General features: G+C 44.3%; 18 protein-coding genes and 2 tRNA genes. 11 read left to right on the forward strand and 9 right to left on the reverse strand.

The genetic code is table 11. The features are described 5' to 3' along the window. Nucleotides 1-6 precede the first annotated feature (6 nt). The gene (locus tag AACU59_RS11975) at nucleotides 7-432 is read left to right on the forward strand and encodes a flagella synthesis protein FlgN (protein ID WP_017043109.1); all 426 of its coding nucleotides are present in this window, start codon (nucleotides 7-9) and stop codon (nucleotides 430-432) included. 98 nt (nucleotides 433-530) lie between these two features. Here AACU59_RS11975 and flgP read toward each other — a convergent pair whose 3' ends face one another. Next, nucleotides 531-962: a flagellar assembly lipoprotein FlgP gene (gene flgP / locus AACU59_RS11980; protein ID WP_017043110.1), complete on the reverse strand. Its 432-nt coding sequence runs from the start codon at nucleotides 960-962 to the stop codon at nucleotides 531-533. Nucleotides 963-971: 9 nt separating this feature from the next. Next, entirely contained in the window at nucleotides 972-1,607 is a 636-nt protein-coding gene (locus AACU59_RS11985) for a FlgO family outer membrane protein (RefSeq protein WP_013856244.1), read from the reverse strand. Between the two features lie 161 nt (nucleotides 1,608-1,768). Here AACU59_RS11985 and AACU59_RS11990 point away from each other — a divergent pair, with 161 nt between their 5' ends. The 3 genes from AACU59_RS11990 (at nucleotide 1,769) to AACU59_RS12000 (ending at nucleotide 3,706) form a co-directional block, all read left to right on the forward strand. Then, nucleotides 1,769-2,902: a flagellar assembly protein FlgT gene (locus AACU59_RS11990; protein ID WP_094145418.1), complete on the forward strand. Its 1,134-nt coding sequence runs from the start codon at nucleotides 1,769-1,771 to the stop codon at nucleotides 2,900-2,902. Nucleotides 2,903-2,956: 54 nt separating this feature from the next. Continuing rightward, nucleotides 2,957-3,033, forward strand: a tRNA-Arg gene (locus tag AACU59_RS11995). A 166-nt stretch (nucleotides 3,034-3,199) separates the two neighbouring features. Beyond that, a complete protein-coding gene (locus AACU59_RS12000; RefSeq protein ID WP_029189872.1) occupies nucleotides 3,200-3,706 on the forward strand; it encodes a Fe3+-citrate ABC transporter substrate-binding protein in 507 nt (168 codons plus the stop codon). A gap of 104 nt (nucleotides 3,707-3,810) precedes the next feature. Here the strand turns inward: AACU59_RS12000 and AACU59_RS12005 are convergent, their stop codons facing one another. Next, a complete protein-coding gene (locus AACU59_RS12005; RefSeq protein ID WP_176428557.1) occupies nucleotides 3,811-4,797 on the reverse strand; it encodes an OmpA family protein in 987 nt (328 codons plus the stop codon). Between the two features lie 260 nt (nucleotides 4,798-5,057). Next, on the reverse strand, nucleotides 5,058-6,485 hold the full coding sequence (gene gltX / locus AACU59_RS12010; RefSeq protein ID WP_013856240.1) for a glutamate--tRNA ligase: 1,428 nt from the start codon (nucleotides 6,483-6,485) through the stop codon (nucleotides 5,058-5,060). A 238-nt stretch (nucleotides 6,486-6,723) separates the two neighbouring features. Here gltX and AACU59_RS12015 point away from each other — a divergent pair, with 238 nt between their 5' ends. After that, complete coding sequence (locus tag AACU59_RS12015; RefSeq protein WP_176428558.1) at nucleotides 6,724-9,249, forward strand: heavy metal translocating P-type ATPase; 2,526 nt, start codon at nucleotides 6,724-6,726, stop codon at nucleotides 9,247-9,249. 13 nt (nucleotides 9,250-9,262) lie between these two features. Continuing rightward, the gene (locus AACU59_RS12020; protein ID WP_094145421.1) at nucleotides 9,263-9,712 is read left to right on the forward strand and encodes a DUF411 domain-containing protein; all 450 of its coding nucleotides are present in this window, start codon (nucleotides 9,263-9,265) and stop codon (nucleotides 9,710-9,712) included. 66 nt (nucleotides 9,713-9,778) lie between these two features. Here the strand turns inward: AACU59_RS12020 and AACU59_RS12025 are convergent, their stop codons facing one another. Both AACU59_RS12025 and AACU59_RS12030 read right to left on the reverse strand, forming a co-directional pair. Continuing rightward, a complete protein-coding gene (locus AACU59_RS12025; RefSeq protein WP_094125019.1) occupies nucleotides 9,779-12,430 on the reverse strand; it encodes a beta-N-acetylhexosaminidase in 2,652 nt (883 codons plus the stop codon). Between the two features lie 943 nt (nucleotides 12,431-13,373). Next, nucleotides 13,374-13,450: transfer RNA gene (locus AACU59_RS12030), tRNA-Pro, on the reverse strand. A 275-nt stretch (nucleotides 13,451-13,725) separates the two neighbouring features. Between AACU59_RS12030 and AACU59_RS12035 the strand changes: the two genes are divergently transcribed. Both AACU59_RS12035 and rluF read left to right on the forward strand, forming a co-directional pair. Then, nucleotides 13,726-13,866, forward strand: coding sequence for a DUF3149 domain-containing protein (locus AACU59_RS12035; RefSeq protein WP_010319399.1), 141 nt, complete (start codon nucleotides 13,726-13,728; stop codon nucleotides 13,864-13,866). A gap of 391 nt (nucleotides 13,867-14,257) precedes the next feature. Next, a complete protein-coding gene (rluF, locus tag AACU59_RS12040; RefSeq protein ID WP_094145422.1) occupies nucleotides 14,258-15,235 on the forward strand; it encodes a 23S rRNA pseudouridine(2604) synthase RluF in 978 nt (325 codons plus the stop codon). Nucleotides 15,236-15,373: 138 nt separating this feature from the next. Here the strand turns inward: rluF and upp are convergent, their stop codons facing one another. Then, nucleotides 15,374-16,000 (reverse strand): uracil phosphoribosyltransferase, encoded by a 627-nt coding sequence (gene upp / locus AACU59_RS12045; protein ID WP_026027908.1) that lies wholly within the window; start codon nucleotides 15,998-16,000, stop codon nucleotides 15,374-15,376. A gap of 168 nt (nucleotides 16,001-16,168) precedes the next feature. Here upp and purM point away from each other — a divergent pair, with 168 nt between their 5' ends. Continuing rightward, the gene (gene purM / locus AACU59_RS12050; protein ID WP_094145423.1) at nucleotides 16,169-17,209 is read left to right on the forward strand and encodes a phosphoribosylformylglycinamidine cyclo-ligase; all 1,041 of its coding nucleotides are present in this window, start codon (nucleotides 16,169-16,171) and stop codon (nucleotides 17,207-17,209) included. Between the two features lie 3 nt (nucleotides 17,210-17,212). Further along, on the forward strand, nucleotides 17,213-17,854 hold the full coding sequence (purN, locus tag AACU59_RS12055; RefSeq protein WP_017047307.1) for a phosphoribosylglycinamide formyltransferase: 642 nt from the start codon (nucleotides 17,213-17,215) through the stop codon (nucleotides 17,852-17,854). A gap of 110 nt (nucleotides 17,855-17,964) precedes the next feature. On the opposite strand, the gene AACU59_RS12060 is transcribed toward purN, so the two are convergent. Together AACU59_RS12060 and lpcA are read right to left on the reverse strand one after the other, a co-directional pair. After that, the gene (locus tag AACU59_RS12060; protein ID WP_094145424.1) at nucleotides 17,965-18,798 is read right to left on the reverse strand and encodes a class II glutamine amidotransferase; all 834 of its coding nucleotides are present in this window, start codon (nucleotides 18,796-18,798) and stop codon (nucleotides 17,965-17,967) included. A 63-nt stretch (nucleotides 18,799-18,861) separates the two neighbouring features. Next, the gene (gene lpcA / locus AACU59_RS12065) at nucleotides 18,862-19,437 is read right to left on the reverse strand and encodes a D-sedoheptulose 7-phosphate isomerase (RefSeq protein WP_010320095.1); all 576 of its coding nucleotides are present in this window, start codon (nucleotides 19,435-19,437) and stop codon (nucleotides 18,862-18,864) included. A 347-nt stretch (nucleotides 19,438-19,784) separates the two neighbouring features. Between lpcA and fadE the strand changes: the two genes are divergently transcribed. Next, the gene (gene fadE / locus AACU59_RS12070) at nucleotides 19,785-22,229 is read left to right on the forward strand and encodes an acyl-CoA dehydrogenase FadE (RefSeq protein ID WP_094145425.1); all 2,445 of its coding nucleotides are present in this window, start codon (nucleotides 19,785-19,787) and stop codon (nucleotides 22,227-22,229) included. Nucleotides 22,230-22,240: the final 11 nt, after the last annotated feature.

Below are 22,240 nucleotides of genomic sequence, written 5' to 3' on the forward strand. Positions count from 1 at the left end.
CATACAATGGCTGTATTAAAAGACTTAGTCGATTTCCAATTGAAAAATGCACTAGAACTCTCTTCGCTACTTGAACAAGAAAAGCTAGCAATTACGAGCCGTTCATCAAGTGAAATCGAAGCTATTGCCAAACAAAAGATGACCTTAGTTGGACAACTTCAACAAACTGACCTCCGAATTGCGAAACATCCTCATGTCGTGAGCCTGACTGAAGATGTACTCCTGTCGCAAATCGTTGATCAGATTCGTTCCATTGTTCACGATTGCCAGCAAGCAAACCTTGTTAATGGTGAGGCGCTACAACGTGCACAACTCAGTTTTAATAAACTCAATAATTTGATGCAGCAAAGCCACGGAAAAATTGGCATGACGTATAACGCTGGTGGGCAAACCCACACTGTGTCCACTTTAGGGACCAATATTAAAGCGTAACCAACATGCAGCTGAGTGACTAAATTTTTTAAGCTGAAACGAATTAAACAGAAAAGCGGCAAACTTTGCCGCTTTTTCGATCTGGAGAGAAGGAAGATTTAGAAGAGTGTTTGTTGACGTTTTTCTGGTACTTGCTGAACTTCGCCGTAGTCACGCAGTTTATCCATCTTACGGATATCGAGACGTAACTCAGTAACATAACTGTCACCCACCTTATAACTGCGGACCACTTCTGCTCCGCGGATAACACCATCAACCGCTCCCGACGTCAGCTCTGTGCCCAATCGCTGATCTTGTAATTCAGCACGACCACTCACTCGCATTCCATAGACTTGCTCTGCCAGTTCGCGATAAGCATCGATTTTAGAGGCACGCATTGCACGGACTTGCTTTTCATCCACACTACGCCCAGTTTGCTCACTGATATTGGCATAACCTACCGCCGTCAACCATTCATCAGCGCGCATGGTTTGCAATGGCTGGCAACCCACCATCATGATAGTCACTAGAAGTAATAGCCATTTTTTCATTGGTCTCTCCTATGGACGCAAGATAACCGTATACGGCTGCTTAATCGTAGGGTCAGAGCGAATTAACACACCATCTTGTGTACGGATACTGTTAAGCGTATCAAGATCACGACCAATACGATCAGCAGGTAAAAAGCCTTGTGCGGTAGCAACCACAACACGAGACTGCATTCCCACAACACGAGCATTGACTAATACACCGCCTTCTTGACGAAGCATTGTCCCTGTCAGTATGTATTGGATTTCTTGCTCTTGAGCGAGGTCTTTCCAGTCACGACTGAAAGCAAAATCACCTTGCTGCGTTACCTGAATCGAGCCTGTGGTTTTGAAATCAACCACTTTAAATCCTCGACGCTGAAACTGATGGATAAATCCTTCAGAAACCGAGTTACCCAACCAGTTAGTCGCATCCATACTTTGCAGGTCCACAAACGATGTTACAGCAATAGGAGTGCGAGCAGAAACACTAGTATTGGACACCATCAAATCTTCTGTCATGCTTTCAACAAAGAAGTCCAACGTGTGACGTGGGCTCTCCATTAGCATAAACTGTGAACCATTGTATGGCTCTTTACCGTTATAAATCGGGGCGTAGGCACAAGCAGTTAACAAAACTGCTGGCACTATCGAAAGCCATTTTTTCATTCTCTTATCTCCAGATATACTGAGGCAATCTTGATTCCAAACTTCAGATTAAAAAACTTGGAACACTCTTTGCTTTTCAAAACTTGTTACACTTTCAAAACGCACTGCCTACATCAGCTAAGATTTTAAAAGCAAAATTTATACCCAACTGGTAAATAACAATGAAAAAAATTATTTCTGTTTTATTTTCAATATGTTGCACCATTACCTTTTCTCAAGCCGTTAATGCTGCTTGGTATGAAGTGACCGGATCGTCAGCCATTGTTTCCTCAGAGGAAATCGCTCGCCTCAATGCATTGGAAGATGCCATCTATAAGGCGGTAAACTTTGCCGGGGCAGACATCGGTAGTATCAGTAACTTACGACCACTGCTGGAATCAGACCGTAAAGAGTACCAGTTTACTAACCATGAAGTACGCTATGTGTTAGTCGAAGAGAATAAAACACGTCGGGGAGTGATGTATGTTAAAGCTCGAATTGATATTTATCCTTCGGCAACAGGTTGCCACGTTAGCCAATATAAGAAAACGTTTTTAGTGGGTAACATTGATCTTGCATCGCCACAACAGGCGGTTATGGGGCAAATTTACAGTGTGGGAGATGATTTTGCACAGGTACTCAACCGCCAACTGGATCAAGAATCTCGCAGTTTTGTGTCGGTTGGCACCACAGATTATGCAATTGAAAAACAGCACCCAGAACGCTTAACCATGATTGCAGAGGACACGGGGGCACAGTACATTTTGGGGGGAACCATCACCGATTTAACTGCCACGATAGAGCAAAAATTACTCGCCGATGATGTGATTAACCGTCAATTTGCTATGCAAATCCAAGTTTTTGATGGCAAAACAGGCCAAGAAGTCATGACTAGACATTATAGAGAAGTCGCTAAATGGCCCTTCGCCAAAACCAGTCAGATAGATACTAGTAGTGCTCGTTTTTGGGCTTCAACCTTTGGCAGCATGATGCTGCGTGTCAGCCGAAATATCATGCTTGATCTTGAATCCGAACTTTCATGTAAAATAACACTCCCCGAAGTGGTTGCTAAATATGGTAACACCATCACGATGGATCTAGGACGTGTGCATGGCGTTAAAACCGGTGACAAATTACAGTTGTGGCATACAGGTTCATTCATTGATCAGAAAGGACTACCACGAAATAAAGTGACTCAAAGTGATATTACTCTTACGGTTACTCGCGTCTATGAAAACGAAGCGGAGCTGAGTGTTGATCAAGAAAATCTCGCCTCCAGCATACAAATTGGCGATGTTATGCACAAACAGCTTTAATTTTCGTTTTAACTAGTTAACTTCACAAAATTATTGAGTAAACTATCCCACCTTGCTCCCGTAGCTCAGTAGGATAGAGCGGCCCCCTCCTAAGGGGCAGGCCACAGGTTCGACTCCTGTCGGGAGCGCCATTTTGATAAAGCCTCAACCCCCAACCGGTGTTGAGGCTTTTTTCTTATGACGAAAAACTGACCTAATATTGATTTGAGCCACTATGATTCATATACAGTGCTTACTGTAAGTTCTATGTCAAATAATCTAGAATTAGTATTAACAGATTTATCGATAGAAAAAATGATGAAAAAGAGCAATCTAATCACGAATACTGGTCACCGCTTTATCTCTAAAGCAAAGACCGCCTATAAAATTCATATCCATACGCCGGATGATACGGTGCTGCACCGTTCTGTCGGCTATATCCGTATTGGTGAGAAAAAAGGGCTTAAAAAGGCGATAAAGCTGCGTAATGAATTAGGTTCAGAGATGTGGGGCAAACATTGGCGTCGTCTGCTCAAAGATCCTTACTTGATGACTCGCCTACCACACAGTTTGGAACCTAAAATCATATACAAACCCAGACCAACGCTCGATAACCCGGAAGCTCGGGATCCTTGTTATATCGCGGCTTGGAGACACTATGATGAAAAAGGTAACTGTATATTTCAAAGCGTCGTTTGTTCGATCAACAAACATGGCAAGCTTGCCGCTTATACCAAGACGAAAAAGGCGCTATTAGAGGCTTATAAAGAAGACTTGGATATTCTTGTCTACATGGGCCGATTGAATAGTATTGATTTGAAATAACGTGGCGTGATACCGGAGCGGTTAGAGGCTCAAATCCATTGTTTTACAAGAAGAAAGCCCGCGTTTTTCACGGGCTTTCTCTATTTTCTAATACTTAAGCGTTATTATTTCACTTCATAATCAAAGCTTGGAATAACGATATCAACACGGCGGTTTTGCTTGCGACCTTCAACTGTATCGTTCGATGCGATTGGGCTATTTTCCCCTTCACCTTTTACGGTAAGACGGTTCGCATCCACACCTTTAGCAATCACAACATCAGCAACAACTTGTGCGCGTTTTTCTGATAGTTTCTGGTTGTAAGCCGCAGCGCCAGTTGAGTCAGTATGACCAATAATTTCAGCATCGGCTTGTGGGTAAGCTTGCAAATATTTCACGAGTTTATCGAGCTGGTTAGTACTCTCTGTTGTTATCTTAGTGCTGTTATGGGCAAAGCTACTACTGTCCAAACGTTGAAATGGCACATGCTTAACAACCGTTTCAGGTTCTTGGGGAATAACGACAGGCTCAACCACTGGCTGTGCAACTTCTTCAACAAACACCTCTTGCACGATGACTGGCGCAGGTTCTGCTTTACTTCCACCAAATTTATACGAAACACCTAAGGTAGCCGAATTACCTGCCGCTCGGACAAGATCGTTATTAATATCGGTGAGGCTTTGATATTCCAAACGTAAAGTGACGTTATTATCGGTGTTGAACTCAATACCAGCGGCACCTAAATATGAGTAATCATCTTTATTGCCATAGTCAACATAAGCACCGCCGACTTTAGCATATAAGGCAATGGCATCAGTCAAAGGAAGGCTGACTTTCGGTGCGAGTGTAATGGCCGTTACTTTTTCATCATTCAGCCCCGCACCACTAAATTTGCCCAAGTAGTCGTAACCTGCCTCTAATGAAAGCCAATTAAACGCTTGATAACCAAGGTAAGCACCGACGGTAGAAGATTCATCTTCACACACATCTCCAGCACGACAAGCGTCATCAAGCCAAGATTTACCAACTTTAGCACCTACGTATACTTCAGCCATTGCGGCAGAAGATGCAAAAACAAGCGCCATTGAAACTGCTGCTGCTAACTTTTTCATACTTTTTCCTTTCCTATTTATCGTTATCATAATGCGGTTGCGGTACCCAAAAAACGGTTTACTTTTCGCCTACACACATACCTGCATAACTCGGAACCACTATACTGTATGTAAAGAAAGCTTAAATAGCGCATTAGTTTATTCTCTGTCATCGTTTTGTGAAATATTGTCAGTGCTCTACACCAAAGGATTTAACAAAGCCGATATAAAGAAAAACCGCAGCATAAGCTGCGGTTCAAAGCGTTGTTCGTATGATTGACTTATTGAGCGTTCGCTTCACGCTCAGCAATAAAGGCCAATGCCATATTGATACGAGCAATGACACGCTCTTTGCCGATCAGTTGCATAACAGCATCAACCGATGGCGATTGACCACCGCCAGTGACAGCAACGCGCAGAGGCATGCCTATTTTACCCATACCGATTTCAAGCTCTTCACACACTTGAGCGATGACAGCGTGCAGGTTTTCCGTTGTCCAGTCACTCAATGCTTCTAATTTGCTTAAAGCAAGTGCTAGCGGCTCTTTCGCCACACCGCGTAAGTGTTTTTTCGCCGCATCAGCATCAAACTCAGCAAAATCTTCAAAGAAGTAACGAGATTGAGCAGCAAGTTCAACCAAGGTATTGCAGCGTTCACCAACCAGTTTAACGATCTCAGCTAATGCTGGGCCGTTGTCTTTATTGATGCCTTGTTGCTCAAAGTGCCATTCAAGGTGTTTTGCAACATATTCAGGCTCTGATGTTTTGATGTAGTGATTGTTCAGCCACAACAACTTATCAGTATTAAATGCAGATGCCGATTTGCTAATAGCATTTAAACTGAAGAACTGAATCATCTCTTCACGCGAGAAAATTTCTTGGTCGCCATGAGACCAACCTAGACGAACTAAATAGTTATTCAATGCTTCAGGCAGATAACCTTCATCGCGATACTGCATCACAGAAACAGCGCCATGACGTTTAGATAGCTTCGCGCCGTCGTCACCTAAGATCATTGCGCAGTGCGCAAACACAGGTACAGGAGCACCTAACGCTTCGTAAATGTTGATTTGACGAGGTGTGTTGTTGATGTGATCTTCGCCACGAACGACATGAGTAATCCCCATATCCCAGTCATCCACCACCACACAGAAGTTATAGGTGGGTGAGCCATCAGTACGGCGAATGATCAGATCATCCATCTGGCTGTTGGAGATTTCGATACGACCGCGGATCTGGTCGTCAAAAATTACGCTGCCTTCTTTAGGATTACGGAAACGGATAACACACGGATCCCCTTCTTTTGCTGCGTCGTTAACCGCTTTGATTTTTGGGTGATCAGCATCGTAGCGCGGCATCTCTTTGTTCGCTTCTTGCTCGGCACGAACTTCATCTAACAGCTCTTTAGAGGCGTAACATTTGTAGGCTTTATCTTCAGCAAGCAGCTTATCGACAACTTCGTTATAACGATCAAAATGTTTAGTTTGGAAATATGGGCCTTCATCCCAATTCAAACCTAGCCAAGTCATACCTTCAAGAATCGCGTCTACGGCTTCTTGCGTCGAGCGCTCTAGGTCGGTGTCTTCAATACGCAAAACAAACTCACCACCTTGGCTTTTTGCATAAAGCCAAGAGTAAAGTGCAGTACGCGCACCACCAACGTGAAGATAGCCTGTCGGGCTAGGAGCAAAACGAGTTTTAACCGTCATTTGATTTCCTTAGGGATAAAAAGACAGCGGAGAACATGTCCACTGCAAGTACCAGGATAAAAAGTGGCGACATTTTACCACTGACGGCTAAATCTACAATCCTCGATTGCCTTTCGTTTTTCTGCGCTCAAGAATAACGCTTAAAATTCGCTTAACTTTCCTTTAGTGGAACTTGACCTTGCCCTAAAGGTAAGGTTTATGCTTCTAGCTATTGAGTTGGTTTACGGGGAATTTATCAATGAAACGCTTTCAATTGCCTTTATCAGGGCTGAAATGCATGGGTTGCGCGAAGAAACTTGAGCAGCATCTCAAGCAAGAATTTGAGGTACAAATCCACCAGCTGTCACCCACATTCATCGAACTGAGCACTTCGGCCTCTTTAAGTGAACTCATCGCCGCTATCGAATCCTTAGGCTATCAAGCCTTGCTCAGCACGAACAGCGATCCTCTATCCTCATCGCAACCCACAACCTTGGTTAGCAATACACAGCCACTCGCACAAGAGACAGAAGTCTCAACAACGGGTTTGGTTAGTACCCACTTACTGATCCAAGGAATGACTTGCGCAAGCTGTGTTTCTTCGGTGGAAAAAGCACTTCTAAGCGTTAACGGTGTACAAAAAGCGCAAATCAATTTAGCTGAACAAAGCGCCTTAGTGCTCTCGCAAGCGGATATCGCTGACCTTGAACGGCAATTGCTCAATGCCATTACTCATGCAGGCTACCGTGCAGAGCGAGTCGATGATCCAGCCCAACAGCAAGAAAAACAAAAACAGCAATCACTTGATTTACAAAAGCAACATAAAACCAATGCATTACTAGGTTTAATAATGGGTATTCCGTTAATGCTTTGGGGCCTTCTTGGTGGCAGCATGATGATTGTGACCACTCAGCAGCAAATATACTGGGGCGTTATCGGCATTGTGTGCTTAGCCCTATTGGCCACCGCTGGCCGCCACTTTTTTAGCCATGCTTGGCTTGCGTTAACCCATAAGCGCGCCACCATGGATAGCTTAGTCGCCCTAGGAACTGGAGCAGCTTGGGCTTATTCAATGTTGGTAGTGATTTACCCAACTTGGTTTCCCGTAGCCTCGCGTCATGTTTATTTTGAAGCCAGCGCGATGATTATCGGTTTGATTTCACTGGGCCACTACATTGAGGCGAAAGCCAAAGCAAAGACAACCCAATCCTTGCAAGCCCTAATTAACTTGCAGCCACAACAAGCAACACGCATCACGGCGCAAGGCGATCAACAGATTGCAGTTGAATTAGTACAACTTGGTATGCAACTGCGCATAAAACCGGGAGAAAAAGTGCCGATAGACGGCAAAGTCATCAGCGGTGAATCTTATGTTGATGAATCCATGCTCACTGGCGAGCCGATCCCCGTCCTAAAAGTAGCAGGCGATGCCATTGCGGCAGGTACCATCAATCATGATGGCAGCTTAGTCATCGAAGCCACCGGCGTAGGGGCGCAAACCATGCTCTCGCGCATCATCCAAATGGTTCGTCAGGCGCAAAGCAGTAAACCAGCCATCGCCAAACTGGCAGACCAGATATCCGCTATTTTTGTACCGACTGTGGTTATGATTGCCCTGTTTTCCGCTCTGATTTGGTACTTTGTAGGCCCTGAACCTAAGGCCAGTTATATGCTAGTGGTTGCGACAACAGTATTGATCATTGCCTGCCCTTGTGCCTTGGGTCTAGCTACTCCACTCTCGGTTACAGTAGGAGTTGGCAAAGCCGCTGAAATGGGTATTTTGATCAGAGATGCCAATGTATTGCAATCGGCAAGCAAAATCACCACTGTAGTATTTGATAAGACAGGTACGCTCACTCAAGGCAAGCCAACCGTTCAGAACTTAGTCACGTGGGGAATTGAAGATAGCAAATTGTTAACCCTTGTTTACGCTTTGGAACTGCGCTCTGAACATCCTCTTGGCAAGGCTATCTGCCATTATGCGCAACCGCTGGTATCAACCAGCGCCACAGTCGAGCAATTTACCAACCTAAGAGGCAAAGGGCTAATGGCAAATATTGGCGGTGATTCCGTCGTCGTTGCCTCTTTATCGCACCTTGAATCACTGGGCGTTCCTCTTACTCAAGCACAAACGGCCATTGAACACTACGCAGAACAAGCTTGGACGCCAGTCGCGGTTGCCATTAACGGTGAACTCAAAGGTCTCATCGCAATTGCTGATCCAATCAAACCTAACGCTGCACAAGCTATCAGCACACTGAACAAAATGAACATTCGTACCGTGATGCTAACCGGAGATAACCAAAGTGTGGCCACTGCAATAGCAAAACAACTAGGCATACAGCAAGTGATAGCTCAAGTACTTCCGGATCAAAAAGCACAAAAAATCGTGCAGTTACAAGAGAAAGGCCAAATCGTCGCCATGGTCGGTGATGGTATTAATGATGCGCCAGCCCTTGCGCAAGCCGATATTGGTATCGCAATGGGCAGTGGCAGTGATGTCGCAATAGAGAGTGCGCAAATGACATTGCTCAACTCCTCACCGCTTGCCGTAGTCAATGCTATCGCTCTTTCTAAAGCGACAGTAAAAAACATGAAGCAGAACCTATTGGGCGCGTTTATTTATAACACCTTCGGCATTCCCATTGCCGCTGGCGTGCTTTATCCCGCTTTTGGCTTTTTACTTAGCCCTGTAGTTGCAGGAGCGGCAATGGCTTTGTCCTCAATCACAGTCGTGAGCAACGCTAACCGCTTGCGTCTATTTAAATACCCTTTTCACTCTTAGAGGTTAGATAAAAATGAAAATGATCACAGCCGCTATGCTTAGCACCTTGTCTCTTATGAGCTACTCCGCATTCGCCACGGTGACCGAGATGACCAATTACAAATCCCCTTATTGTGGCTGCTGTACTGAGTGGTCCACTCACATGCAACAAGCAGGATTTAAGGTTAACGAGCAATTGCAAGAAGATATGACGGCGATAAAACAACAATTGGGCATTACACCCAAGCTCGCCTCTTGCCATACAGCCGTTATCGACGGCTATGTTTTCGAAGGTCACATTCCAGCCACAGACATTCAAGCCTTTCTCGCTAATCCACCGAAAAATGCCAAAGGGTTAGCCGCGCCCGGTATGCCAATCGGTTCTCCAGGTATGGAATCTGGTGATAAGAAAGAAGCCTATTCAATTTTTGCTTTTAACGAGCAAGGTCAGGTGTTTGAGTTTGCTCACCACGAAGGTAATTGATTTTATGTAATAAAGCCTCCAACAGATGCGGAGGCTTTCATTTGAGTACCTTGATATGGCTACGAGTTATTTAACGCTAGTTACCCGGCTGACTCGCTCGCCTGAAGCAGAGATAGAACGGATCCAGACCTCACCGGACACCTTCGGTTGTTCGATGCTCGAGTAAGTAAGCCATTGTTGACCATCTAATGAGTATTGCAGCTCAACGCCTGGGAATGACGAATTCATCGACAATTTACCCGCTTCAATCTTAGCTCCAGGAATTGGCAGGCGATAATCAATGCCAGCTTTTTCCAGTTTCGCCAGCTCACGTTGCCCAACAATATTAGCAAAACGAGTCCAATCTTGATTCAGTGCAGACTTATTGACTAAGTTCGTTTGCTGAGAGTATTCAACCCCTACTTTATAGTCGTTTTCCCACTCCGCTTTATGCCAAGCACGTTCAGCGGCAGCCAACACTCGAGGGAAAACCATATACTCATACTGCTCATCATTACGAACCGTTTCTGACCACAATTGAGCTGACAAGCCGTAGAATGGTTTCGACGTCACCTCTCCTTTACCGACAAAACCATTACCATCACGATCTAATGAAGTTTCAGCGTTTTGCGGCATATTTTCCGGTGCAAAACCAAACATTTTGCGCGTATCGGTCGCACGGGTGGCCCAGTAATAACCGCGCTCTTTAGGATCCGCTTCATAAGGCATATCCATGTAGACATAATCAGGGTTAGAAACAATTACGTCGTAACCTTGTTTTGCCCATTCATAAACAGAGCTTGTACCGCCCCAATAGAGGACATCCCAAAAGTTCACACGTGTATTGCGCGTGGCAAAAGAGGATTCTCCCTCGCTGTATTTCAAGCCATCTTGCCATGCTTGGAAATTCTCAATCCCTTTATCGGCGACAATTTCCGATACTTGCTCAGCAAAATAACTCGGTAAATGAGCAAAGTCACTTACTACTCCTTGGCTGACTAATGCTTGGCACTGTGGCGATTTCGCAAATGGTTTATCTTGTTGTGAAAGATCTAAGTTACCTTTCCAACTGACTTTTTCCGTCGCATTAATATCTTGGAAACCCGCGCCCAATTTGATGTTTTTCGCCTCATCGCCACCAAAATGCCAAGTCGATAAAGGCATGCCCGCCTCACTGTGCATCAAGGCCACTTCAGTGATCACCTTATCCACAAAACGTTTAGACGAGTCTAAACAAGGGTTAATAAAACTCTGCTTATCATAAAACTGAACCGTCGTAACATTGGAGCTGTCTTGAGGATCCATCAAGCGATACTGGCTAGCCTGTTCGGTTTTCCCCTCTTGGCTCAAACGATCAAAACGAGCCTCCATTGAAACAACCGCAGAGCGAGCATGGGCTGGCATATCAATTTCAGGGATCACTTCAATATTGCGCGCTTTAGCGTGCTTGAGGATTTCAATGTAATCGGCTCGACTAAAATAACCCGAGCCAAAGTTATCAGAATTTGGACCGGAGCCAAGCTGTGGCAGCAAGCAGTTTTTCTCATCTAAATCAAAGCAGCGCTGTCCACCAATGTCGGTCAATTCAGGTAAGCCCGGAATTTCTAAACGCCAACCTTCATCATCGGTCAAATGAAGATGTAATTTATTCATCTTATAAGCCGCCATTTGATCTAACGTGGCCAAAATCGCTTGCTTAGAATGGAAGTTACGTGCGACATCCACCATCACACTACGGTAATCAAAACGTGGAGCATCTTCGATGCGGATCGCTGGCAGCGCTGTGACATTCTGGCTATCCACTAAACCCAAAATAGATTGAACGGCGTAGAAAGCTCCCGCCTCATCAAATGCACGAATAGAGATAGCATTCGGTGCAATCTCCAACTCATAAGCACCCGATGTCGCCATCTGGTCAGAAAATTCGCTCGGTGTAATCGCAACACCAACCGCCAACTCTCCATCAAGCTTCAGCCCAATCGTTTTAGCACGCGCCTGCAATGCTGAAAACTGATCCGTCGCAAAGTCCTTCACATCAAGCTTAAGGCCACGAGTAATGTCAACAACACCTTGACCAAGCGTTGTTTTTAGAGGCGTTGGTAACAGAGCCGTTGATACATCTTGCAGTGATACATCGCTATTTCTCTCAAATCGGCTGATGGCCGTGGCAAACACATTATTATCGCTGGTGGTGCGTTTTATATTGTCGCCCTCAAGCCCACGCACAAATGACGACGTGTCCTCTGTATTGAGAGATACAATAAGTTTAGGCTCTGTATTGGGCGCCGCAACGAATGCACGCGGCATAAAGTCCGTTTCAAACAACTGCCAATACTCAGCGACCAGAGGCAAAACAACCTCTTCGCCCGCAGCAAAACCATCAAATTTATCAGTAGGTTCAAGCTTATGTAAATCACCCGTTAAACGGGTAATTTTGAATTGATCATTTTCAACATCCAGAATCAGTCGAATGCTGTGGAAATAGATAGCCCACTGCTTTGAATTCACGGCTTCACCTTGGTTAACCAAGGTCATGTTCACTTTATTACACGATGCCCATTCCGCTTCGAGAGCCTGACATGCCAATCCTTCATCTGCCCCGTGATTGGTTACTACGGTGTAATGAATATCCAAATTTTCCGCCAGCGCATCGACTACTTTCTGCTCTGGTGATTGCAACAAAGAGCAACCTGATAATGTGGCGATAACCGAAACAGCAATCAAACTAGGTTTCAACATTTGACTCACCCTACCTTTAAAATAAAAACCCAATATCCTGTTAAAAGGACTCAAAACAGCAACAAGCATAAAGGCTTGTGACCTAAGGCATTCACCATACAAGGAGTTATTTCTAAGCGTAAAATAATTAGCTACACGAAGTGATCCAGTTCAAATTCCCTAAAACACAATCAGAATAAAACCATTTAAAATCAACAAATTAAAATTAACGTCAAAACCGTAATTTATTATTTGACGAGTTTAACTTGAGAAAGATCACATAAAAATGCATAACAAAAATGAATTTATGAATAGAGATCACTACTCACTACAAGGCGAGAAGTTCATTAAAGGGATTTGGCAGGTTAAATCGTGATATAGGTCATAAATTGTAATGACTCATCAAACGTCAAAATGCGCTAAAGTGACGTTTTATACACATCCTAATGCTATTTATTATCGTGGAATATTGACTGCTATTTTCAATAGTTGAATTTACTCTGTGAAGGGTGGACAGTGAAAGAGCCTGATAGAGAAAGAGGAAAAGGAAAACCCTTTCTCTTTGGTAATGAAAATGATCACATCCAGATGTAACAAAGCCTCACATTACTGCGAGGCCTTTAATGTGGTCGGTGAAGAGCCAGATAGTGAAAGAGGCGAACCCTTTTCTCTTTGGTAACGAAAAAACTTACCGCTTCCAAATGCAACAAAGCCCCGCATTACTGCGAGGCCTTTAATGTGGTCGGTGAAGAGCCAGATAGTGAAAGAGGCGAACCCTTTTCTCTTTGGTAACGAAAACTTACCGCTTCCAAATGCAACAAAGCCTCGCATTACTGCGAGGCTTTTAATGTGGTCGGTGAAGAGCCAGATAATGAAAGAGGCGAACCCCTTTCTCTTTGGTAACGAAAAAACTTACCGCTTCCAAATGTAACAAAGCCCCGCATTACTGCGAGGCTTTTAAATATGGTCGGTGAAGAGGGATTCGAACCCCCGACCCTCTGGTCCCAAACCAGATGCGCTACCAAGCTGCGCTATTCACCGAAATTTTTGCTCTGCACTTAGCGAGCAGTTCCGAGCTTTTTGCCTAGAACGGATGCGTATATTACTCATCTAAAACTAAGACGCAAGCCTTTAATCTTATTTCCATCAAATAACAAACTCATTGGCTAAATCACCATCAAATACACATAAAAACGTGACTAATTACACACCAATAGAAACATCAAGTTAACCTATGCAACATAATTGATCCAGATCAGTGTCAGCAAACAGAGCAAACTTTAACTTGGCTGTGTCTTCGAAACTTTGGAGGAAACATGGACTTTTGGCTTGATCTCCTATTTGGTAATGCTGTGGGACTATCTTCAATGATAGTAATCTTTGGTGCTTTTGGTCTTATGCTGTTTTATGGCGGTTTCTTCATTTATAAAGTGATGAATGACAAATCTCCTCACTAGATCGCTTAGCACCTATTGAAAAATAGTGTGACGCTATGCACCGGGGTGGATTATCTGTCTGCCCCGGTTTTTTATCGCGTTAATAACTCTATCTTCTTGATGAATGGCATCATTCGGCTACTCAAGGTCGGTTCGATAAGAACACCTGTCTCAAAATAGTTTCCATTTTCTCATACAAATAAAAGCATTCCCTCTTCGCATAAATAAAGACGTCAATGCCGTCTATATCTTGTTGAGGAAAAGTGATGGGGAAAGGCTGGAAACCATGAGTGTCATTAAAAACGCCTTGGTTAATTAATATTAACTGCTAAAATATCGCAACGTTAATAGGCAACACTCAGAGTGTTGCTTTCTTTTTATTCACCGCCGTTGGGAAACGTAAGAGCAACCTATGTCACAACAAGCCACCATCCGTTTAAACAAATACATCAGTGAAACTGGTTTCTGTTCTCGTCGAGAGGCCGATAAGTTAATTGAACAAGGCCGAGTAACCATCAATGGACTATTGCCGGAAATGGGCACTAAAGTCACGCCGAACGATGAGGTGTGTATTGATGGTAATCCATTAAAATCAAAAGAAAAACCGATATACATTGCCCTTAACAAACCGACTGGAATCACCTGCACAACAGAGCGCGATATTCCAGGTAACATTGTTGATTTTATTGGCCACCACAAACGTATTTTCCCGATAGGTCGATTAGACAAACCATCTGATGGGCTGATCTTTCTGACTAACGATGGTGACATAGTCAATAAGATATTACGTGCTGGTAATAACCATGAAAAAGAGTACGTCGTCCGAGTAGATAGACCCATCACCGACGAATTTTTACATAAGATGGCCTCTGGCGTGGAAATTCTTGATACGGTGACACTGCCTTGCAAAGTAACCCAAGAAACGAAGTTCTCCTTTAGAATTGTGTTAACACAAGGGTTAAACCGTCAAATTCGTCGTATGTGTGAGGCCTTAGGTTACGAAGTGTTTAAACTACGCCGAGTTCGTATTATGAACATCAGCCTAGACGGTATCCCTAATGGTGAATGGCGTTATTTAAGCGACGAGGAAGTCGCTGAAATATTAGCAATGTGCGAAAGTTCTTGCGGTACGGAAGGCGCGTCCAAGCTTGATGTGACAGGTAAGCGTATTCACAAAGCTACCGATGCAAAACTGTTTGATAGTCGTGAGCAAAATCAAACCTCGACGGCACGCAGAAATCAAAAGCCAAAAACGTTCCAAGGACGCAATGCCGATGAGTTTCGCCATGCTCCAAATACAAAAAGAGCACCGCGCCGACCCACAAATTCATCACAAGGTGCGCCAGCTAATAGCCACAGAAAAAGCAGTACGTTAAGTCTTAAAAAATAATCATCGAACAATGCGTTAATTCTGTTGAGCAATAAAATGACCGTAATGACGCATCACTGAAACAACTATAAAAAACCGAAGCAACTATAAAAAAGGAGAAACTTTCGTTTCTCCTTTAAGACAGCATAAAATTAACGCTTATTTCGTACCAAAAATCTTATCACCAGCATCGCCAAGACCAGGAACGATATAACCTTTATCATTCAATTTCTCATCAATTGCCGCCGTATAGAGCTCAACATCAGGGTGCGCTTTTTCTAACGCCGCGATGCCTTCAGGCGCTGCAACTAAAACGAGAATTTTAAATTGGTTACAGCCGCGCTCCTTGAGCAAATCGATCGTCGCAATCATGGAACCGCCAGTTGCCAGCATTGGGTCAACCACAAGCGCAATTCGCTCCTCAATATTAGAAGCGAGTTTGTTGAAATAAGGGACAGGCTCAAGTGTTTCTTCATCACGATAGATGCCAACAACACTAATCCGCGCACTTGGAATGTGCTCTAAAACGCCGTCCATCATGCCAAGACCAGCACGCAAAATAGGTACTACCGTTACTTTTTTACCTTTGACTTGATCAATTTCAACTGGGCCATTCCAGCCTTCAATCGTCACTTTTTCTGTTTCAAAGTCTGAGGTTGCTTCATAAGTTAGTAGGCTACCCACTTCTGTAGCTAACTCACGAAAACGCTTAGTGCTGATATCCCCTTCCCTCATTAACCCAAGTTTATGCTTAACTAGAGGGTGTTTAACTTCAACAACTTTCATTTTCATCTCCGACGACATTTAAACAAACCTTCGAATTGTACACACTTTTTATGCTAATTTCAGTGCCAATTATAAACAAAAAAACTGACGCAAACGTTTTCCTTTTTGTTTTAAGCCCTGTTAGAATAGCGCCGTTTTCATATCCAACTTATGACCGAGGACTTCCCCGTGAGCGGTAATAACACTTCTCTTAGTTACAAAGATGCTGGCGTAGATATTGATGCAGGCAATGCACTTGTTGAACGAATTAAAGGCGCCGTCAAACGCACTCGTCGCCCTGAAGTTATGGGTGGCATTGGTGGTTTTGGCGCGCTTTGCGAGCTACCAACCAAATATAAACATCCTGTTTTAGTCTCTGGCACCGATGGAGTTGGCACAAAACTTCGCCTCGCATTGGATATGAATAAGCACGACACCATTGGCATTGACTTGGTTGCAATGTGTGTTAACGATTTGATTGTTCAAGGTGCTGAACCGCTTTTCTTTCTGGACTACTACGCCACGGGCAAATTGGATGTAGATACAGCTGCTGATGTGGTGTCGGGTATTGCCGATGGTTGTGTGCAAGCAGGTTGCGCTTTAATCGGTGGTGAAACCGCTGAAATGCCGGGTATGTACGAAGGTGAAGATTACGATGTCGCTGGCTTTTGTGTCGGTGTGGTTGAAAAAGAAGAGATCATCGATGGCTCAAAAGTAGCAGCAGGTGATGCTCTGATTGCGGTTGGCTCTAGCGGCCCTCACTCAAACGGCTATTCATTAGTTCGCAAGATCCTGGAAGTATCAGGTGCCGACAAAAATGAAGACTTGGCTGGCAAAACGATTGGTGAGCACTTACTGACACCAACCAAGATTTACATCAAATCAGCGCTTAAAATGATCGCCGAGCACGATATTCACGCCATTTCACACATTACTGGCGGTGGTTTCTGGGAAAACATTCCTCGCGTTCTTCCACAAGGGACGAAAGCGGTGATTGACGGCAATAGCTGGGAATGGCCAATTATTTTCCAATGGCTGCAAGAAAAAGGGAATGTAACCACTCACGAAATGTACCGCACATTTAACTGTGGTGTCGGACTGATTGTTGCGCTTCCAATGGATCAAGCACAAACGGCTGTTCAATTACTGCAAGCGGAAGGCGAAAATGCGTGGGTTATCGGTCATATTGCTGAAGCTCAACTCGATGAAGAGCAAGTAGAGATCAAATAACTGATGAAAAGTATTGTTGTTTTAGTTTCAGGAAATGGCACCAACTTACAGGCTATCCTTGATGCGTGTGAAACGAAAATTAAAGATGGCAAAGTAACGGCTGTTTTTTCAAACAAAGCAACTGCTTATGGCTTAGAACGAGCTAAAAAAGCAGGTGCGGCGGCGGTGCATATTGACCCAAATGCCTTTGACACGCGAGATGCGTTTGATGCGGTATTGATGGAGAAAATTGACCAATACGCGCCTGACTTAATCATTCTTGCTGGCTACATGCGTATTCTGAGTGGTGAGTTTGTACGTCACTATTTAGGACGGATGCTCAATATTCATCCTTCTTTACTTCCTAAATATCCTGGGTTGAATACCTACCAACGCGCGATTCACGCGGGTGATGAAGAACATGGCACCAGTGTGCATTTTGTGACTGAACAACTTGATGGTGGCCCAGTCATTCTACAAGCAAAAGTGCCTATTTTTGATGAAGATACCGTTGAGATTCTGACTCAACGTGTCCAAGCTCAAGAGTATCGAATTTACCCACTAGTGGCACAATGGTTCGTTGAAGGACGCTTGGAAATGCGTGAAGGTAAAGCCTATTTAGATGGACAATTACTTGGCATGCATGGTTATGCTTTCGATGAATAAATCGTATCTCTAAATAGTGCGAAAAAGGTTGCCTCAACAGCAACCTTTTTTATTGTCATCTCAAATACAATTCAAACAGCAGTAAATAGACAAGCTTAAGAATAAAAAACTTAAATGGGTGCTTGGCAGCCTGGCTTTGCCGCGGCAAACGGAATGTCAGCTAAGGACTGCGCATTGCCATCAACGTATTCGCCATAATGGAAAATCGCATATTCGCCTGGCTTCATTCGTTGCCAAGTTTCATTTCCCGTCAGTGGCTGAGTCGCAATCACTGACACAACATCATCAGGCGTTGTTTCTTCTTGGAAGTTAATCTCGACATCTTCATCAAGTAAACTTGCTTTCCCAAAGGGAGCTCGTCGAGTAATCCAGTACAGATGATTCGTGCAATAGGTCACCACAAACTCACCATCAGAAAGTAGCATATTAAACACACCTTGCAGCTTAAGTTGATCGCAACACTTCGCAACGAATTGAAACATACTGAGCATATCTTGAGGCGGTTCAGGATAACGCGCTTCTAACTGCTTTAACAACCAACAGAAAGCTTGCTCGCTATCGGTTTCACCAACAGGGCGATAGCGCCCAGTTTCTAGCTGCTGGTGATCCGCCAATTGTCCATTGTGAGCGAACGTCCAATATCTCCCCCACAATTCTCGAGTGAATGGGTGAGTATTTTCCAAATTCACCCCACCCCGATTTGCTTGACGAATATGGCTAACCACTGCCCGACTTTTTATAGGGTAACTCTGCACAAGCTCTGCAATTTTTGACTGAAAGCTAGGGTTAGGATCTTTAAAGGTACGAAACCCCTTCCCTTCATAGAAAGTGATTCCCCAACCATCACGATGCGGCCCCGTGTTGCCGCCACGCTGAATCAACCCAGTAAAACTAAAGCAAATATCAGTCGGCACATTGGCACTCATACCGAGCAATTCACACATGGTTTAATGCACTCCCTTTTGCAACCACAAACACATTAAAAGAAAAGAACGGTGTTGAACTTCTTACGCCATCTCTTTTTCAATCAGTTGGATAACGATGTGGATGATCTTGATATGGATTTCTTGGATACGATCCGCGTAGCCGAAGTGCGGGACACGAATCTCGATATCCGCTAAACCTGCCATTTTCCCACCATCTTTACCGGTCAGTGCAATGGTCTTCATCCCTTTGGCTTGGGCCGCTTCAATCGCTTTCAAAATGTTCCCTGAATTACCAGAAGTCGATAGGCCAAACAGGACATCGCCTTTTGAACCCACCGCTTCCACATAGCGAGAGAATACAAAATCGTAACCAAAATCATTGCTAACGCAAGACAAATGGCTTGGATCTGAAATAGCAATACCAGGATAACCCGGACGATTCTCGCGATAGCGCCCCGTTAGCTCTTCAGCAAAGTGCATTGCATCACAGTGGGAACCGCCATTGCCGCAAGAGAGCACTTTCCCGCCTTGCTTAAATGAGTCGGCAATCAGTTTTGCGGCGGCCTCAATTTGAGCGATGTTATGCTCATCATTAAGAAATTTGTTTAGCACGTCAGCCGCTTCGGTCAATTCACTTTTAATTAAATCCTGGTACATAGATATATTCTCTTTTTAATCTGTTTACCGATAGGCTCCATCAATCAAGAGCCAGTAACAGGCTTGAGTTTACCCAAACCATCCTTTCTGTCGATAGTTCGACTTCAAGAATTGTTGTTTTCTCCCGCTTCCCACTCCAGAAAGCCCTCTATGGGTTATTTATTTTGAGGTTTTGCCCTACATGGATCACTTTTTGAACAATACAAGGTTTTACATTTCGTTAATAATTTGATTACACTTAGAACTGGTTAGACCACTTACACAAACGAGACGACTAACAACACTTTCCAATGCACTGAGAAAAATCAGCCGCAATGGCGTGAATACAGTCTCAAAGGAATGAAATTATGGACATCTTGCTCTCTATACTTGGTTTTCTCACCGTGTTCGGTGTGTGCCTCTACCACCGAATGTCACTTTTTAGCGCATTAGTTGCGCTAACGGTAACCATGGTGGTTCTTACCCTGCTGGATTACACCGGGGTGATTGGATGGTTGCTGTATTTAGCGGCTATCGCTTTATTAGCCGTTCCCTCTATCCGTCAAAGCGTTATTAGCGAAAAAGCATTAACACTGTTCAAAAAAGTGCTGCCTGCAATGTCACAAACCGAAAAAGAGGCATTAGATGCAGGAACCGTTTGGTGGGAAGCTGAACTGTTTAAAGGCAAACCGAACTGGAACAAACTACACAAAATTGCAGCGCCGACATTAAGTGCACAAGAGCAAGCCTTTATTGATGGACCAGTCAACGAAGTGTGTGCCATGGTTAGCGATTATCAAGTTACGCATGAATTAGCCGACTTACCTCCTGAGGTTTGGCAATATTTAAAAGATCATAAATTCTTCGCCATGATCATTAAAAAACAATACGGCGGCTTGGAATTTTCAGCTTATGCACAATCCATTGTGCTACAAAAGCTAACGGGTGTATCTGGAGTGCTTTCATCCACCGTTGGTGTACCGAACTCTTTAGGCCCGGGCGAACTTTTACAACATTATGGTACTGAAGATCAGAAAAACCATTACCTGCCACGTTTAGCGGAAGGTAAAGAGATTCCCTGCTTTGCATTAACCAGCCCAGAAGCAGGTTCCGATGCAGGTTCAATTCCTGATTTTGGCGTGGTATGTAAAGGGAAATGGGAAGGAAAAGAAGTGTTAGGGATGCGCCTAACGTGGAACAAGCGCTACATCACGCTCGCCCCGGTTGCAACCGTATTAGGCCTAGCATTCAAACTGCGCGATCCTGACGGCTTACTTGGGGATAAAACAGAGCTTGGCATCACTTGTGCGCTCATCCCAACCCACTTAAAAGGAGTTGAAATTGGCAATCGCCACATGCCATTGAACGTTCCATTCCAAAATGGTCCGACACGAGCTAACGACTTATTTGTGCCGCTTGATTTCATTATTGGCGGACCAAGCATGGCAGGGCAAGGCTGGCGCATGCTTGTAGAGTGTTTATCGGTTGGACGTGGCATTACGTTACCTTCTAACTCGACGGGCGGAATTAAAACTGCGGCGCTAGCAACAGGAGCTTACGCTCGGATTCGTCGTCAATTTAAGCAACCAATTGGCCATATGGAAGGTGTCGAAGAGCCATTAGCACGTTTAGGTGGTAACGCTTATGTGATGGATGCGGCGAGCAATTTAACCGTAGCTGGTATTGATCTGGGCGAAAAACCCTCGGTCATTTCCGCTATAGTCAAATACCACTGTACCCACCGTGGTCAACGCAGCATTATTGATGCAATGGATATCGTGGGCGGGAAAGGCATTTGTATTGGTCCTGCTAACTTTTTAGCTCGCAGCTACCAAGGTGCACCGATTGCCGTAACCGTCGAAGGGGCCAATATTCTGACTCGCTCAATGATCATCTTTGGTCAAGGCGCTATCCGTTGTCATCCTTATGTTTTAGAAGAAATGAACGCCGCTTATTCACAAGATTCTGATGCCGTTGAGAAATTTGACGCCGCTCTTGCAGGTCACGTCAGCTTCACCATGAGTAATCTTGTGCGCAGTATTTGGTTTGGTGTTACCGATGGTTTTGGTTCATCTACACCGACTAATGATGCAACCAAACGCTACTATCAACAACTAAACCGTTACAGCGCTAACTTAGCACTGCTTTCTGATATTTCGATGGCTGTATTGGGAGGCTCTCTCAAACGTAAAGAGCGTTTGTCAGCACGCCTTGGCGATATTTTGAGCCAACTCTACCTCAGTTCTGCCACACTTAAGCGTTTTGAAAATGATGGTCGTCCCGTGGAGGATCTTCCTTTGGTTCATTGGGGTCTGCAAGACAGTTTGAAGCAGACGGAAGTCGCCATTGATGAATTCTTAGCCAACTTCCCGAATAAAGCGATTGGTAAGGTACTTCGTATATTGTTGATGCCGATTGGTCGAGTACGCAAAGCACCTAGTGATAAATTAGATAGCCAAGTTGCGCAGATCCTGCAAACACCGAGTGAAACTCGTTCACGCATTGGTCGCAACCAATATCTCGCCCCAACGGCGCATAATGCGGCGGGTAAGATTGAACAAGCACTGGACATCATTTTACGTGCAGAGCCTTTGTTCGATAAAGTGTGCAGCGTCACCAATCAACGCCGTCCATTTTTGCGTTTAGATGAAGTGGCCGCCATTGGCTTACAACAAAAAATTCTAACCGAACAAGAAGCACAGCTATTAACGGAAGCTGAGGCTCATCGTTTGTATACCATTAATGTCGATGATTTTGCGCCACAGGAACTGGCCGCAAAGCCTCAATATCCGGCAATAAATGATGTTGCGTAAGTCAATTTATT

This window comes from Vibrio sp. V23_P3S9T160 (assembly GCF_963886625.1).
GTDB classification, from domain to species: domain Bacteria; phylum Pseudomonadota; class Gammaproteobacteria; order Enterobacterales; family Vibrionaceae; genus Vibrio; species Vibrio anguillarum.